The organism is Microvirga aerilata, assembly GCF_016743775.1.
In the GTDB taxonomy this organism is placed as follows: Bacteria; Pseudomonadota; Alphaproteobacteria; order Rhizobiales; family Beijerinckiaceae; genus Microvirga; species Microvirga aerilata.
Window position 1 is genome coordinate 8,749 of sequence record NZ_JAEQMY010000013.1, and the last position, 15,252, is coordinate 24,000.

Sequence of the window (15,252 nt, forward strand, 5' to 3'; positions counted from 1 at the left end):
TTTCGCGCTTCCATGTGGAACCTCCTGGAGAGATGCGCGTTACACAGGGTCGAATTCCATCCAGACGAACAAAGTAGCTTTGGAATATCGGCGCATTGGGGATCCGGGTGAGAGTAGGCCTGGAACAGCGTAACGGGGGGCTTCCGTATGTCACAAGTCGATTCTGCCACCATGCAGCTTGATCCCAAGTTGCTTCTCAAGACCCTGCGTGCCTTCCGCCGTGGCGATTTTTCCGCCCGCCTGCCGTCCGACATGACAGGAATCGACGGTGAAATCGCAGAGGCATTCAACGACATCGCGGATCTGAACCAGGGCCTCGCCCGGGAACTCGACAGGGTGGCGAAGGTCGTCGGTAAAGAGGGCCGGATCGAGGAGCGCGGACGCCTTGCGGGAGCAACCGGTTGCTGGAGCGAGTGCGTCGACTCCGTAAACGCCATGATCGGCGACATCGTTCAGCCCACCGTCGAAGTGGCGCGCGTGATCGGCGCCGTGGCCAAGGGCGATCTGAGCCAGACCATCGGCCTCGAAAGCGACGGACGCCCCTTGCGCGGCGAGTTCCTGCGCATCGGCAAGGTTGTGAACACCATGGTCGGCCAGCTTGGCAGCTTCGCCTCCGAGGTGACCCGCGTGGCTCGCGAGGTGGGCTCCGAAGGCAAGCTGGGAGGCCAGGCGAAGGTCAAGGGCGTCGCCGGCACCTGGAAGGATCTCACTGAGAACGTGAACCTGATGGCCGCGAACCTCACCGGTCAGGTGCGTAACATTGCGGAGGTCACGACAGCGGTCGCAAACGGCGACCTGTCGAAGAAGATCACCGTCGACGTGAAAGGTGAAATTCTTGAGCTGAAGGACACCATCAACACCATGGTGGACCAGCTCAACTCCTTCGCGTCCGAAGTGACCCGCGTCGCGAAAGAGGTGGGCTCCGAAGGCAAGCTCGGCGGACAGGCTCAAGTGCGCGGCGTGGGCGGCGTGTGGAAAGACCTCACCGACAATGTGAACATGATGGCCGCGAACCTCACCGGCCAGGTGCGTAACATCGCGGAAGTGACCACCGCCGTTGCCCGGGGCGATCTGTCGAAGAAGATCACCGTGGATGTGAAGGGCGAGATCCTTGCTCTCAAATCCACGATTAACACCATGGTGGACCAGCTCAATTCCTTTGCGTCCGAGGTGACCCGTGTGGCCAAGGAGGTGGGCTCCGAAGGCAAACTCGGCGGTCAAGCGCAGGTGGAGGGCGTCGGCGGCGTCTGGCGGGACCTTACCGAAAACGTGAACATGATGGGCTCGAACCTCACCGCGCAGGTTCGTAACATTGCCGATGTCACCACGGCCGTCGCGAACGGCGACCTGTCGAAGAAGATCACCGTGGAGGTTCGCGGCGAGATCCTGGAGCTCAAGAACACCATCAACACCATGGTGGACCAGCTCAACTCCTTTGCCTCGGAGGTGACACGCGTCGCCAAGGAGGTGGGCTCCGAAGGCAAGCTTGGAGGCCAGGCGCAGGTGCGCGGCGTTGCGGGCACCTGGAAAGACCTCACAGACAATGTGAACCTCATGGCCGCCAACCTGACCGGTCAGGTGCGTAACATCGCCGAGGTCACGACCGCGGTCGCAAACGGCGACCTGTCGAAGAAGATTACCGTGGAGGTGAGAGGAGAAATCCTTGAGCTGAAGTCCACGATCAACACCATGGTGGATCAGCTCAACTCCTTTGCGGGCGAAGTGACCCGCGTGGCCAAGGAGGTGGGCTCCGAAGGCAAGCTCGGCGGACAAGCCCGAGTCGAAGGTGTCGCGGGCACCTGGAAGGATCTCACGGATAACGTGAACCTGATGGCGGCAAACCTCACCGGTCAGGTGCGTAACATCGCCGAGGTCACGACAGCGGTCGCCAATGGCGACCTGTCCAAAAAGATCACCGTGGATGTGCGTGGTGAGATCCTGGAGCTGAAATCCACCATCAACACCATGGTGGATCAGCTCAATTCATTCGCGGGCGAGGTGACCCGCGTGGCGCGTGAGGTGGGTACCGAAGGCAAGCTTGGAGGCCAAGCACAAGTGCGCGGTGTCGGCGGCGTGTGGAAAGACCTCACCGACAACGTGAACATGATGGCCGCGAACCTCACCGGCCAGGTGCGCAACATCGCGGAAGTCACGACTGCGGTTGCGAACGGCGACCTGTCCAAGAAAATCACCGTGGCTGTCGAAGGCGAGATCCTGGAGCTGAAGTCCACGATCAACACCATGGTGGACCAGCTCAATTCGTTTGCTGGCGAGGTGACCCGCGTGGCGCGCGAGGTGGGTACCGAAGGCAAGCTCGGCGGCCAGGCGCAGGTGCGCGGTGTCGGTGGTGTGTGGAAGGACCTCACCGACAACGTGAACATGATGGCCGCGAACCTCACCGGTCAGGTGCGTAACATCGCGGAAGTCACGACAGCGGTCGCCAATGGCGACCTGTCCAAAAAGATCACCGTGGATGTGCGTGGTGAGATCCTGGAGCTGAAATCGACCATCAATACCATGGTGGATCAGCTCAATTCCTTCGCCTCCGAGGTGACCCGTGTGGCGCGCGAGGTGGGTATCGAGGGCAAGCTCGGCGGTCAGGCGCAGGTGCGCGGCGTCGCCGGCACCTGGAAGGACCTCACAGACAATGTGAACATGATGGCGAACAACCTCACCGGTCAGGTGCGAGGCATCGCCAGCGTCGTGACCGCGGTTGCCGAGGGCGACCTCAAGCGCAAGCTCACCGTGGATGCCAAGGGCGAGATTGCGGCTCTCGCCGAGACTATCAACGAGATGATCGATACGCTCGCGACCTTCGCCGACCAGGTGACGAACGTCGCCCGCGAAGTGGGCGTCGAGGGCAAGCTCGGCGGTCAGGCAAGGGTGCCTGGCGCAGCGGGCCTGTGGCGTGACCTCACGGACAACGTGAACCAGCTCGCGGCGAACCTGACCACCCAGGTGCGCGCCATCGCGGATGTGGCCACCGCCGTGACCAAGGGCGATCTGACCCGGTCGATTTCGGTGGAAGCCTCGGGCGAGCTGGCCTCGCTCAAGGACAACGTCAACGAGATGATCCGCAACTTGCGCGATACGACGCTCAAGAACGCGGAGCAGGATTGGCTCAAGACCAATCTCGCCAAGTTCACCCGAATGCTGCAGGGCGAGCGCGACCTCACCACCGTGTCGAACATGATCCTGTCGGAGATCGCCCCGCTCGTGAACGCGCAGCAGGGCGTGTTCTACACGGTCGAGAGCGACGGCAACGAACCGATGCTCGAGATGGTAGCTTCCTATGCATTCACGGAAAGAAAGCACCTAAACAACCGCTTCCGCCTTCGCGAGGGTCTGGTTGGCCAGGTCGCCTACGAGAAGAAGCGCATTCTTCTCACCAACGTGCCGGGCGACTACATCACGATCAGCTCTGCTCTTGGTGAAGCGCCGCCGCTCAACATCATCGTTCTTCCGGTGCTGTTCGAACAGGAGGTGAAGGCCGTGATCGAGCTTGCCTCGTTCAGCCGCTTCTCGGAGACCCATCAATCCTTCCTTGAGCAGCTCACCGAGTCGATCGGTATTGTTCTCAACACGATTGCCGCGAACATGCGCACGGAAGGCCTGCTGAAGCAGTCGCAGCTCCTCACCACCGAGCTGCAGAGCCAGCAGGAGGAGTTGAGAACGACGAACGATCGGCTGGAACAGCAGGCCGCGACCCTGCGCCAATCGGAGGAGCTCCTGCGTCAGCAGCAGGAAGCGCTCCAGAAGACGAACGAGGAGCTGGAAGACAAGGCCCGTCTGCTCGAAATCCAGAAGCGCGAGGTCGAGACCAAGAACCAGGAGGTCTCGGTTGCGAAAACCGCGCTGGAGGAGAAGGCCGAGCAGCTCTCGCTGACGTCGCGCTACAAGTCGCAGTTCCTGGCCAACATGAGCCACGAACTCCGGACGCCTCTGAACTCGCTCCTTATTCTCTCGAAGCTTCTGACAGAGAACTCGGACGGCAACCTGACCGACAAGCAGAGGGAGTTCGCCAAGACGATCCATGCGGCAGGGTCCGACCTGCTATCGCTCATCAACGACATCCTGGATCTATCCAAGATCGAGTCCGGCACCGTGAGCATGGAAGTCTCAAGCGTCGGGTTCCGGGATCTCGTCGAGAATATGGAGCGCACCTTCCGCCAGGTTGCGGAGGAGAGAAAGCTCGACTTCCATATCGACGTGGACCAGAAGCTTCCGCCGACGATCAGGACGGATTCGAAACGCCTGCAGCAGGTGTTGCGCAATCTCTTGTCGAATGCCTTCAAGTTCACGGAGCGAGGCGGCGTCACCCTTCAGATCGGCACGGCCGAGGGATCGCCTCTGCGCGCCGGCAGCCAATGGATCGCGGTGTCCGTCACCGACACCGGGATCGGCATTCCGGAGGAGAAGCAGCGCATCATCTTCGAAGCCTTCCAGCAGGCCGACGGAACCACAAGCCGCAAGTACGGCGGAACGGGTCTCGGGCTGTCGATCAGCCGTGAAATCGCGCGCCTCCTCGGCGGTGAGATCGTGGTCTCCAGCACCCCGGGAAGCGGCTCGACCTTCACGCTCTTCCTGCCGATAGAGCCGCCTGCAAGTCACGGAAATGCAGGTGCAGGGTCCTTTAGCAAGGCCAATGGCGATGGTGCGACGAACTATGCTCCTTCCGATGACAGCTCAGGCACGATGATCCGGCAGCCATCGGCTGCGATGGCGCTCTCAGCCTCGCTGGACGATCGCCATGCGATCACGACAGGGGATCGGGTTGTCCTCATCATCGAAGACGACGCCATGTTCGCCTCGGTGTTGCTGGAACTCGCACGCGAGGAAGGCTTCAAGGGGCTCATCGCCATGGACGGAGCGTCCGCTCTGGCATTGGCCCACCGGTACAAGCCGCATGCGATCACCCTCGACATCGGCCTTCCCGACATGGACGGCTGGGCATTGCTCGATCTCCTGAAGCATGACCCCAGGACCCGGCATGTTCCGATCCATGTGATCTCGGTTGACGATCAGAAGAAGCGCGGCCTCAAAGCGGGCGCCTTCGGGTTCCTCGAGAAGCCTGTGGACCGGGAGGCTCTGATGGGGGCGCTGAACCGCACGAAGGAGTTCATCGACAGGCCTGTGAAGAAGCTGCTCCTCGTCGAGGACGACGACAACCAGCGCATGAGCTTGTCCGAGCTCATGAAGAACGAGCAGGTGGACGTTACTGCCGTGGGCACGGCCGAAGCGGCGTTGGAGACGATTCAGGTGCGGCAGTTCGATTGCGCTATCGTCGATCTCGGCTTGCCTGATCTTCCCGGTGTCGAGCTGATCGAGCGCATCCGCAACACAAAGAGTGGCGAGGAGCTGCCGATCGTCATTTATACGGGGCAGGATCTGACAAAGGCGGAGGAGCGGCGGCTGCAAGGTATTGCCGCGACCCTCATCGTCAAAGGGGAGGGCTCGTCCGAGCGGCTGCTGAACGATACGGCCTTGTTCCTGCACAAGACGATCAGCGCCATTCCTGAAGACAAGCATATCATCGTAGAGCGCCGGGCCGACGACTCGCTCGAGGGTCGAAAGGTTCTGGTCATCGACGACGACATGCGCAACATCTTCTCGCTGACGAGCGCACTCGAACAGTATGGGATGTCGGTTGTCTTCGCGGAAAACGGTCTCGAAGGGATCGAGAAGCTTCAGGCCACTCCTGAGATCGACGTGGCGCTGGTCGACATCATGATGCCGGAGATGGACGGTTACGAGACCATGCGTGAAATTCGACGCATCCCGCGTTATCACAACCTTCCGCTCGTCGCCGTTACGGCGAAGGCCATGAAGGGTGATCGCGAGAAATGCATTGAAGCAGGCGCCACGGACTATGTGTCGAAACCTGTGGACATCGATCAACTTCTCGCGGTCTTGCGCGTTCAGCTCAGTCGGAGCACTTATACCCCGGACAGGAATGCTGTTTCCAATGGCGTGGCAGAAACCGGACTGAACTCATGATGCACGACGTTAGACCGGTGGAGGCGAGCTCGGACTCAGATGCATTCCATCTGGTTTCGGCCCGGCTGCCGGCTGACCCGATCTTGGCAAAGATTCTGGTGGTCGATGACGATCCCCGGAATCTTATTGCCGTCGAAGAGGTGCTGCGCTCCCCCGGGATCGAAATCGTAAAGGCCGACTCCGGAGAGGCGGCCTTGAGGCAGGTTCTCCAGGAGGATTTCGCGGTCATTCTGCTTGACGTGCAGATGCCGCGGCTCGACGGATACGAGGTTGCCGGCCTGATCCGGAACCGGCCGCGCTCCTCGCGCGTGCCGATCCTGTTCCTTACGGCCTTCAACAAAGACGACATGCACGTCTTCAAAGGGTATTCGGCAGGTGCGGTCGATTATGTGTTCAAGCCCATCGAGCCACTGATCCTCAAGTCGAAGGTCGACATCTTCGTCGACCTTTACCGCAAGACGGAAGAGATCCGCCGACAAGGTGAGCAGGAGCGCCGCCTCCTGATGGAGAACCTGCATGTTCGCAGCGAGAAGCTGAGAACGGAGCAGGCTTTGCGCCGTCGCGAGGAGCATCAGGCGATTGTTCTGCAATCGCTGCCGATCGCGCTTTATACGGCCTCCGTCGAGGAGAATCACCGGCAGCTTCACTTCACGAACGAGAGCATCGAGCGCATTACCGGCTTTCGTCCCGAGGCTTTTCTCGAGCGCTCCGACTTCTGGTCTTCGCGGATCAATCCTGAGGATCAGGAGCGGGTTCTCACGGAATTGCAGCGTCTGGAAGAGGATGGCGCGGTCAATCTCGAATACCGCTGGCGCTGCGCGGACGGCGTGGAGAGGCACTTCCTCGACCAAACCGTGCTGATGCGCGATGACGAGGGACGGCCGAGGGAGTTCTTCGGCATGTGGTTCGATATCACCGAGCGCAAGCAGATGGAGCAGAACCTGCTTCACGCCAGCAAGCTCGAAGCCGTCGGGCGTCTCACCGGAGGCATAGCGCACGACTTCAACAACATGCTGAGCGTCGTCATCGGCAATCTTGATCTCCTGAAGAAAACCATTCAGGGCAACGAGAAGGCCGAGCGGCGTGTGCGCATGGCCCTGGAAAGCGCGCAACACTGCGCCGACCTGACATACCGCCTGCTGACCTTCTCACGACGCCAGGCGCTCCAGGTCTCGACCATCGACGTAAGTGTTCTAATGCCGAGCCTTCTGGAACTTATGCGGCGAACGCTGGGCGAGCGCATCAACGCAAAGCTGCAATCCCAGCAAGGCATCTGGCCGATTCAAGTCGACCGAGCCCAGTTCGAGGCCGCTCTCCTGAATCTTGCCGTGAATGCGCGGGACGCCATGCCGGAGGGCGGCGATCTTACGATCTCTGTCGAGAACCGGGTCACGGAGGAGGGAAGGTCCCATCCCAGCGGTGAGTTTGTGGTGATTTCCGTCAGCGACACCGGAACCGGGATGCCGCCGGAGGTTCTGGAGAAAGTGTTCGAGCCCTTCTTCACCACCAAGGAAAGCGGGAAGGGAACAGGCCTGGGCTTGAGCATGGTTTACGGTTTCGTTCAGCAGTGCCATGGCCATGTAGAAGTCGACAGCACTCCGAACGCCGGCACGACGATCCGGATTTTCCTGCCAAGATCTCAGGAAGCTGCTGCAAGCGCGTCGGAGGCTCAGCCCGGTTCGGCCCAGCCTTTCGGCGAAGGACGAACCGTGCTGGTCGTCGAGGACAATCCGGCCGTTCGTCAGGTGGCGATCTCCACCCTGCATTCCCTAGGATTCCAGGTGATCGAAGCGGAGAATGGCGATGAAGCCGCGGAATTGCTGAAGTTGAGCAAGGACGTGAGTCTCGTGCTCTCGGACGTCAGAATGCCGGGTGAACTTTCTGGAGTCGATCTGGCGCGCCTCGTTCAGCAGGAGCGGCCGGAAATCCAGGTTCTTTTGACCACAGGCTATTTCGACGGCGAAGATACGGTTGAGGGTCTCAATCTTCTCTACAAGCCGTACCGAGCAGCGGATCTCGCAGAAAAAATCAGGTCATTGATGGAACTGCCGCAGCCTGATCGGGCCGACGTGGCGCCGCCTCGCTCCGTTGCTGTTGCATAGGTCAACCTTTAAGAGTCGATGCTGAGCGTGTCTCTGTCGCCACGCCAAGCGGTGTAGAAGTCGCCGGTGCGATCGAAGATGAAAACGGTTGGGTCGTTGGACACCATGGACCAGCACGCCGACTCGATGGCGAACTTCAATGCCTTGGCGCGAAAGTAGAAGGACCCAAGATCTCGGCCGAATTGCGAAACGGTCCAGCGGTTGTGTTTGAATGCAACGCAGTATGCTCCGTGGGGCATGAGGCACCTCCCAAGTAGCTGGGCCGGCAAATCACAGGTGCCGTTGCTAAACATCTTCGAAAAAGAAGGCAACCCACCAGGGCCTATCTACCGGGCGAACCTTTAACGATGGGTTTCGCAGGGCATCTGCTTCGGGCCGGGCAGTTTCATGCGCTGCGGCAGCAACTGGGTCAGAGAGAAGCTGTCACTCCACCATCAACATAGATGATCTGCCCGTTGACGAAGTTCGAAGCGTCCGAGGCGAGGAAGACGCCGGCTCCGACGAGATCCTTGAGTTCACCCCAACGGCGAGAGGGCGTACGGGCGATCAGCCAATCCGAAAAAGCCCGATCATCGACGAGGGCCTGGTTGAGTTCCGTCTTGAAGTAGCCCGGCCCGATGCCGTTGACCTGCAGGCCGTGCTTGCCCCAATCGATGGCCATGCCCTTCGTCAGCATCTTCACCGCTCCCTTGCTTGCCGTGTAGGGAGCAATCGACGGGCGGCCGAGTTCGCTTTGAACCGAGCAGATGTTGATGATCTTCCCACGTCCACGGGGAATCATCTTTCTGGCGACGGCCTGGCCAACGTAGAAGACACTGTCGACATTGACCGTCATCAACTCATGCCACGTATCCTCCGCAAATTCCTCCAGTGGGGCTCGGCGCTGCATTCCGGCATTGTTCACCAGAATGTCGATGGGCCCGACGGAGGTCTCGATGGTCTCGACGGCGTCCTTGACGGCAGCGCTGTCGGTAACATCGAAGGCCATCTCGTATACGCTGAGGCCTTCGTGGCGCAGCGTCCGTGCGGCGTCCGCTACCTTGTCGGGCCGGCGGCCGTTGAGCACAACCCTCGCCCCCGCCTGACCCAAGCCTAAAGCCAGAGCAAGGCCGATGCCTGCGCTTGACCCCGTCACCAGAGCAACGCGCCCCGTTAGATCGAAGAGACCCCCAACGCTCATAGCACTCGCCCCGGATTCAGGATGCCCTCGGGATCGAGCATCTGCTTCATCTTGGCCATCAGTTCACGCTCAGGCTCGGTCCTGCTCAAGGGGAGGTACGGGCGCTTGATCCGCCCGATGCCATGCTCGGCTGAGATGGATCCCCCAAGCCCGGACACGAGATCATAGACGAGCTTCTGAACGCCCTTCTTGATGCCGTCATCCATATCGCGAATGGCGACGTTGATGTGGATGTTGCTGTCGGCCACATGGCCGAAGACCACGTAGACAGCATCCGGCCAATGCCTCGGCATCTCCTGACGCAGGTGTTCGACCGCCTCGGTCATCCGGTTGAGAGGGACGCTGACATCGAACCGGATCTCCTCCGGCAGGAAGCGACCGTATTCATAGGGTGTTTCCCGATAGGCCCAGAAGCGGTTCCTGCCTGCACGCGATTGGGCAACCACCGCATCCTTGATGAGGTTTTGCTCATAAAACTCGCCGAGGAGCAGCGAGAAGGCTTCCGTTCCTGCGGGATCCTCTCCCATGTCGGCTTCAATCAGCAGGGTCACGTCGTGCTCGGCTTCGAAAGCGGCCGGCAAGCCGCAGATCCCGGTTGCAACCGTCATGAACTCCCGCCACATGGCCTCGAAAACCAGCAGGCGCCCTGGATGAGCCTGCTGGAATTTGCGCAGCACCACGAGGGCGTCATCGAAGCTGCTGACCGCGCAGAGAGCCGTCTGGATGCCTTGCGGCTTCGGGTGCAGGCCGATGACCACGCGCGTGATGACGCCAAGCGTCCCTTCGCTGCCGATGAACAACTGGGTCCAATCGTATCCGGCATTGTTCTTCAGCATCTTGTTGAGCGAGCGTATCACGGTGCCGTCCGCAAGGACGACTTCGAGGCCCAAGGTGTTGCGCCTCGCCATGCCATAACGCACCACCTGATTGCCGCCTGCATTGGTCGCGATGTTGCCGCCGATGGTGCAACTGCCCCGTGCTCCCAGATCGATCCCGCACAGGAAGCCTGCTTCATCGGCGGCCTGCTGGATGGTGGCGAGCGGCGTGCCGGCAAGGGCCGTCAACGTAGCGCTGGCCTGGTCAATCTCCTCGATCCCGTTCATGCGCTCCAGAGAAAGAGCGATTTCCCCAGTCTCCGGATGCGCACCGCCCGCAAGCCCCGTCAACCCGCCCTGAGTGACGACCGGGTGGCGGTGCTGGTGGCAAATCTTCAGGGCCGCCGCGATATCCTCTGTCGTTTGGGGAAGGATCAAAGCCAGAGGCTGAGTCGGTTGCAACCCGCTCGCATCGGCATGGTTGCGGGACGGGATATCGGACCCGGTGCGAACCTGGGTTCCCAAGGCAGCTGCGAGAGCCTCGATCACATTGCTCATTGTTTTTCTGTCTTCGCGAATGGGGTGGTGATTGCTGAGCGGACCGGGAGAAACGCCCAAGCTGCATTCAGGCGTTTTGAGTGACACGCACGATCGCGTCCGGTCGCTTCCAGAGATCCGGCAGCAATTCGAGGCCTAGGCCAGGCTTCATGTTCACTGTGACCTCTCCTCGTGTGACGACGGGCAGCTCCGTGACAAGCTCGGTGTACCAGCCGGTGTAGAAGGCCCGGACGCTCTCCTGAATGAGCGCATTGCGCGCATGCAGGGAGAAGTGACAGGAAGCGGCGTACACCACAGGGCCGGTGCAGTCATGGGGGGCTACCGGCACATGCCAGGCTTCTGCCAGAGCCGCAATCTTGCGTGCCTCCGTCAAGCCGCCGCACCAGGAGAGGTCGAGCATGGCCACGCCTGCCACGCCTGTTTCGAGATACTCCCGGAACGCGTGGGTATAGGAGAGCGTCTCCGAGGCGCAAACCCATGCCTTGGAGTGCCGGGCGTATTCCTTCAGATCGCCGATATTGTCGAGGCGGAAGGGATCCTCGTGCCAATAGGTGTTGAACTCGGTGAGGGCTGCCGCAAGCTTTTTGGCCATGGGCAGGCTCCACAAGGAGTGAAACTCGACCATGATATCCATCTTGTCGCCTACGGCCCTGCGGATCTTGGCAAAGGGTTCGAGGGCCGTGCGCAGCTCATCGGGTGAAATATCGTAGCCATGGCTGCGCTCGGCGGCGAGATCGAACGGCCAGATCTTCATCCCCGTGATGCCCTGCTCCAGCAGGGAATGAGCCAGCTCATCGGCGTGGTGAAGGAAGCCTTCGAGATCCTCGTAGGCTCCTTCCGCATCGCCGATGCCCCAATTGGCTACCTTCTGAGCGCGGCTGTCCCGAATATAGCGGTAGCCGGCACAGGTGTTGTAGACCCGGATCTTGTCCCGCGAGCGCCCTCCCAGCATGTCGCAGACGGGCTTGCCGTGAGCCTTGCCGAAAATGTCCCACAGGGCGATGTCGATGGCGGAGTTGCCGCGCGTCTCCACCCCGGCAGAGCGCCAGCCCAGATAGTTCTGGAGATCGCGGTTGATGCCTTCGATCTGGAGAGGGTCGCGGCCTATAAGCTTGGCCGCCGTCGTTTCGTGGATGTAAGCCTCCACGGCAGCGGCGCCCATGAAAGTTTCGCCAAGGCCGCAAAGCCCGTCATCCGTATGGATTCGGATCCAGATGATGTTGGCGAATTCCTGAAGGCGAATTGTTTCGATCTGCGTGATCTTCATCGGATCCTCATGGCAGTTGCGCCTTTCAGGTCAACTGGTTTGACGCAACAGAGCTTCCACCAGGGGCAGCGGAGCAGACAGGGTTGTTTATGATAGCCGCCGTGATGATGAGCGCGAGCGTTTTTCTCCCGTGTAAGATGTTACATGATGCGAAAGGGAGCAGGCGCGTCGCTGTTCATGCCCGATTGAGGTAGAGCTGCCGCGAGCTTGACCAACGGGCGAATTGACACTTTGTGAAACTAAGCCTTAGATCGCGAAAATCTTCGCTCTTTGCCGGACTTGAAGAGTCCGGGAGGGGGAACAGAATCAATATCATTCTGGAGAGCCCGAGGTGGGAGGAGCCGTGAACAGGCTAAGCGCTATCTTCTTCAAAGGCCTGGAAGGTCTGCTGGTGCTGTTGTTGGCGGCCATGGTCGTCATGGTCTTCGGCAATGTCGTCCTGCGCTATCTTTTCGACACCGGGATCGATGTCTCAGAAGAGTTATCCCGCTACTTTTTCGTCTGGCTGACGTTCATCGGAGCTGTCGTGGTCGGGCGTGAGCATGCCCATTTGGGGGTCGAAACTCTGGTCTCGCGGCTCGGCGACAAAGGGCGCAAGCTCTGCATGGTCCTGTCGGATCTGTTCATCATCGCTTGCTGCGCCGTGTTCTTTTGGGGCACCTGGCAACAGGCCGAGATCAATGCCACGAACTATGCGCCCATCACCGAAATCTCGATGCTCTGGATCTACGGGGTCGGCTTCTTTGCGAGCCTGGGCTTGGGCCTCCTGGCAGCCCTCCGGATCCTTCGCGTCGTCAGCGGGCGGATGAGCGAGCAGGAGCTCAGGGCTTTTGCCGGCGACTACAGTGATGATGCGGCTCATGCTCTGAGGGAACGTCTCGAGTGACCATTGTTGTTTTCCTCACCTCGCTTCTAGGATCCATGGCGCTCGGCATGCCGATCGCTTTTGCGCTCATCGTCTGCGCACTGGCCCTCATGCTCTGGCTTGGCAATTTCGACAGCCAGATCGTTGCTCAGAACATGATCATCGGCGCGGACAACTTCCAGCTTCTGGCCGTTCCCTTCTTCCTTCTGGCAGGGGAGCTGATGAATGTCGGGGGGCTTTCGAAGCGCATCGTCAACTTCGCCCTCGCATGCCTTGGGCATATCCACGGCGGCTTGGGCTATGTGGCCATCGTCGCTGCGCTGATCCTCGCTGCCTTGTCGGGTTCGGCCGCTGCCGACACTGCTGCGCTTGCGGCTATTCTCATCCCGATGATGCGGAATGCCGGATATGATATCCCTCGCTCCGCAGGCCTCATCGCGGCGGGCGGCATCATTGCCCCGGTCATTCCGCCTTCCATCGGCTTCATCATCTTCGGTGTTGCAGCCAACGTGTCGATCTCCCAGCTCTTTCTGGCCGGTGTCGTACCCGGTTTGATGATGGGCCTTTCGCTCGTGGTCGCATGGGCCATCGTTGTCAGAAGAGACAAGCTGGAGCGGGCTCCACGGGCCAGCATGCGCGAGCGCGGCAAGGCCTTCATCGATGGCTTCTTTGCGCTTATGATGCCTGTTCTGATCCTCGGCGGCATCAAATGGGGCATTGTGACACCCACGGAAGCCGCCGTGCTGGCCGCCGTCTATGCCCTTGTCATCGGCATGTTCGTCTACCGTGAGCTGAAGCCGTCGATGCTGTATGGGGTTTTTCTCACGGCCGCCAAGACGACGGCGGTGGTGATGTTCCTTGTCGCGGCAGCGCTTGTTTCCGCCTGGCTCATCACTCAGGCGAATATTCCGGGAGAGATCAGCGGTCTCATTCAGCCTCTGATGGGCAACAAGACGGCTCTGATGTTTGCGATGATGTTCCTGGTCGTCATCGTCGGCACCGCTCTGGACTTTTCGCCCACGGTTCTGATCCTGACGCCGGTTCTCATGCCGATCGTCAAGCAGGCCGGGATCGATCCGGTCTATTTCGGCGTCCTGTTCATCATCAACAATGCCATCGGCCTGATTACACCTCCTGTGGGAATCGTGCTCAATGTGGTCAGCGGCGTTGCCCGCGTCCCCATGGGGGCGGTGATCCGCGGGGTCAATCCGTTCCTGATGGCTCAGATTTTCGTGCTCGTCCTGCTCATCGTCTTCCCCGACCTGGTAATGGTCCCTCTTGCCTGGCTACGAGGCCGATGAACCGGATGAAGAATAAAACTCAAAGAGAGGAAACACCTATGAAAACATTGAAATTCGCACTTGCGGCAGGCGTTGCGGCAACCTTTTTCGCAGCTGTCCCTGCTTCCGCTCAGTTCACCGAGCGCAATATCCGCCTGTCCAACGGCGTGAACGAGGATCACCCGAACGGCAAGGGCGTCGACAAGTTCAGGGCCTGCCTTGCCGACAAATCCGGTGGCAAGATGAAGGTGCAGGGCTTCTGGGGCAACGCTCTGGGTGGAGACCTTCAGGCGACCCAGGCCCTGCGCTCGGGCACGCAGGAGATGGTCGTCACGTCGAGCTCGCCCCTCATCGGCATCCTGCCCGATCTCGGGGTGTTCGATCTGCCGTTCCTTTTCGCCAATGAGAAGGAAGCCGACGCGATCCTGGACGGCAGCTTCGGCAAGCATATCAGTGACAAGCTGGAGACGGTCGGGCTCGTCAACCTGGCCTATTGGGAAAACGGTTTCCGCAACCTGACCAACTCGCGCCGCCCGGTCGAGAAGTGGGAGGACTTCAAGGGCCTCAAGGTTCGCGTCATGCAGAACAACGTCTTCCTGGACACGTTCAAGAACATGGGCGCCAATGCCGTTCCGATGGCGTTCGGCGAGGTGTTCACGGCGCTTGAGACAAAGGCCATTGACGGCCAGGAGAATCCCTTCGTGACCATCGACACCTCCAAGTTCTACGAGGTGCAGAAATACCTGTCGGTCACGCGCCACGCCTATACGCCCTTCCTGGTGCTTTACTCCAAGAAGCTTTGGGACGGGCTGTCGAAGGACGAGCAGGCTGCTCTTCGGGATTGCGCCGTGGTCTCTCGCGATGAACAGCGCAAGGTGATCCGCGAGCTGTCGCAGGCCTCGCTCGACAAGATCAAGGGAGAGGGAACCGTCGTCAACGAGCTGAATGCCCAGGAGGCCCAGCGCATGCGCGAGCAGGCGCGGTCCGTGTGGGATAAGCATGCGGCGACGATCGGCCCGGAAACCGTGAAGATGATGCAGGCTGAAATCGACAAGGTTCGCGGAAAGTAATCCGTCGCGCCTGAGACCAGCTGCGCCGCTCAGGAAACTGAGCGGCGCAGCTATCCGTTTGAAGGGTTTCAAGAGCCGAGCCTCTTTCAGAATGCGTCTGTTGAGAGCTGGGCAGCAT

Annotated in this window: 9 protein-coding genes; 5 read left to right on the forward strand and 4 right to left on the reverse strand. The window is 60.3% G+C overall.

From position 1 onward, the window contains the following. The first annotated feature begins 147 nt into the window (after nucleotides 1-147). Both JKG68_RS11175 and JKG68_RS11180 read left to right on the forward strand, forming a co-directional pair. Nucleotides 148-5,997: a hybrid sensor histidine kinase/response regulator gene (locus JKG68_RS11175; protein ID WP_202059301.1), complete on the forward strand. Its 5,850-nt coding sequence runs from the start codon at nucleotides 148-150 to the stop codon at nucleotides 5,995-5,997. Then, nucleotides 5,997-8,099 (forward strand): response regulator, encoded by a 2,103-nt coding sequence (locus JKG68_RS11180; RefSeq protein ID WP_202059509.1) that lies wholly within the window; start codon nucleotides 5,997-5,999, stop codon nucleotides 8,097-8,099. The genes JKG68_RS11175 and JKG68_RS11180 overlap by 1 nt, the downstream gene beginning before the upstream one ends. Nucleotides 8,100-8,107: 8 nt before the next feature. Here the strand turns inward: JKG68_RS11180 and JKG68_RS11185 are convergent, their stop codons facing one another. The 4 genes from JKG68_RS11185 to JKG68_RS11200 form a co-directional block, all read right to left on the reverse strand. Next, nucleotides 8,108-8,338: a hypothetical protein gene (locus tag JKG68_RS11185; RefSeq protein WP_202059303.1), complete on the reverse strand. Its 231-nt coding sequence runs from the start codon at nucleotides 8,336-8,338 to the stop codon at nucleotides 8,108-8,110. Between the two features lie 170 nt (nucleotides 8,339-8,508). Further along, nucleotides 8,509-9,279, reverse strand: coding sequence for an SDR family NAD(P)-dependent oxidoreductase (locus tag JKG68_RS11190; RefSeq protein WP_202059305.1), 771 nt, complete (start codon nucleotides 9,277-9,279; stop codon nucleotides 8,509-8,511). After that, nucleotides 9,276-10,652 carry an FAD-binding oxidoreductase gene (locus JKG68_RS11195; RefSeq protein WP_202059307.1) on the reverse strand — a complete coding sequence of 459 codons (1,377 nt, stop codon included), beginning with the start codon at nucleotides 10,650-10,652 and terminating at the stop codon, nucleotides 9,276-9,278. The genes JKG68_RS11190 and JKG68_RS11195 overlap by 4 nt, the downstream gene beginning before the upstream one ends. Nucleotides 10,653-10,719: 67 nt before the next feature. Then, nucleotides 10,720-11,919 carry a mandelate racemase/muconate lactonizing enzyme family protein gene (locus JKG68_RS11200; RefSeq protein ID WP_202059309.1) on the reverse strand — a complete coding sequence of 400 codons (1,200 nt, stop codon included), beginning with the start codon at nucleotides 11,917-11,919 and terminating at the stop codon, nucleotides 10,720-10,722. 343 nt (nucleotides 11,920-12,262) lie between these two features. Between JKG68_RS11200 and JKG68_RS11205 the strand changes: the two genes are divergently transcribed. From JKG68_RS11205 to JKG68_RS11215, 3 genes are read left to right on the forward strand one after another with little or no spacing between them, the layout of a single operon-like run. Beyond that, complete coding sequence (locus JKG68_RS11205) at nucleotides 12,263-12,805, forward strand: TRAP transporter small permease (protein ID WP_376773136.1); 543 nt, start codon at nucleotides 12,263-12,265, stop codon at nucleotides 12,803-12,805. After that, a complete protein-coding gene (locus tag JKG68_RS11210; protein WP_202059311.1) occupies nucleotides 12,802-14,085 on the forward strand; it encodes a TRAP transporter large permease subunit in 1,284 nt (427 codons plus the stop codon). Before JKG68_RS11205 ends, JKG68_RS11210 begins: the two co-directional genes overlap by 4 nt. Nucleotides 14,086-14,123: 38 nt before the next feature. After that, a complete protein-coding gene (locus JKG68_RS11215; protein ID WP_202059313.1) occupies nucleotides 14,124-15,134 on the forward strand; it encodes a TRAP transporter substrate-binding protein in 1,011 nt (336 codons plus the stop codon). Nucleotides 15,135-15,252 lie beyond the last annotated feature (118 nt).

Bases quoted from the DNA above. Each gene is read 5' to 3' on its own strand.
- JKG68_RS11175 (WP_202059301.1), top strand. From the start codon at position 148: ATGTCACAAGTCGATTCTGCCACCATGCAGCTTGATCCCAAGTTGCTT.
- JKG68_RS11180 (WP_202059509.1), top strand. From the start codon at position 5,997: ATGCACGACGTTAGACCGGTGGAGGCGAGCTCGGACTCAGATGCATTC.
- JKG68_RS11185 (WP_202059303.1), bottom strand. From the start codon at position 8,338: ATGCCCCACGGAGCATACTGCGTTGCATTCAAACACAACCGCTGGACC.
- JKG68_RS11190 (WP_202059305.1), bottom strand. From the start codon at position 9,279: ATGAGCGTTGGGGGTCTCTTCGATCTAACGGGGCGCGTTGCTCTGGTG.
- JKG68_RS11195 (WP_202059307.1), bottom strand. From the start codon at position 10,652: ATGAGCAATGTGATCGAGGCTCTCGCAGCTGCCTTGGGAACCCAGGTT.
- JKG68_RS11200 (WP_202059309.1), bottom strand. From the start codon at position 11,919: ATGAAGATCACGCAGATCGAAACAATTCGCCTTCAGGAATTCGCCAAC.
- JKG68_RS11215 (WP_202059313.1), top strand. From the start codon at position 14,124: ATGAAAACATTGAAATTCGCACTTGCGGCAGGCGTTGCGGCAACCTTT.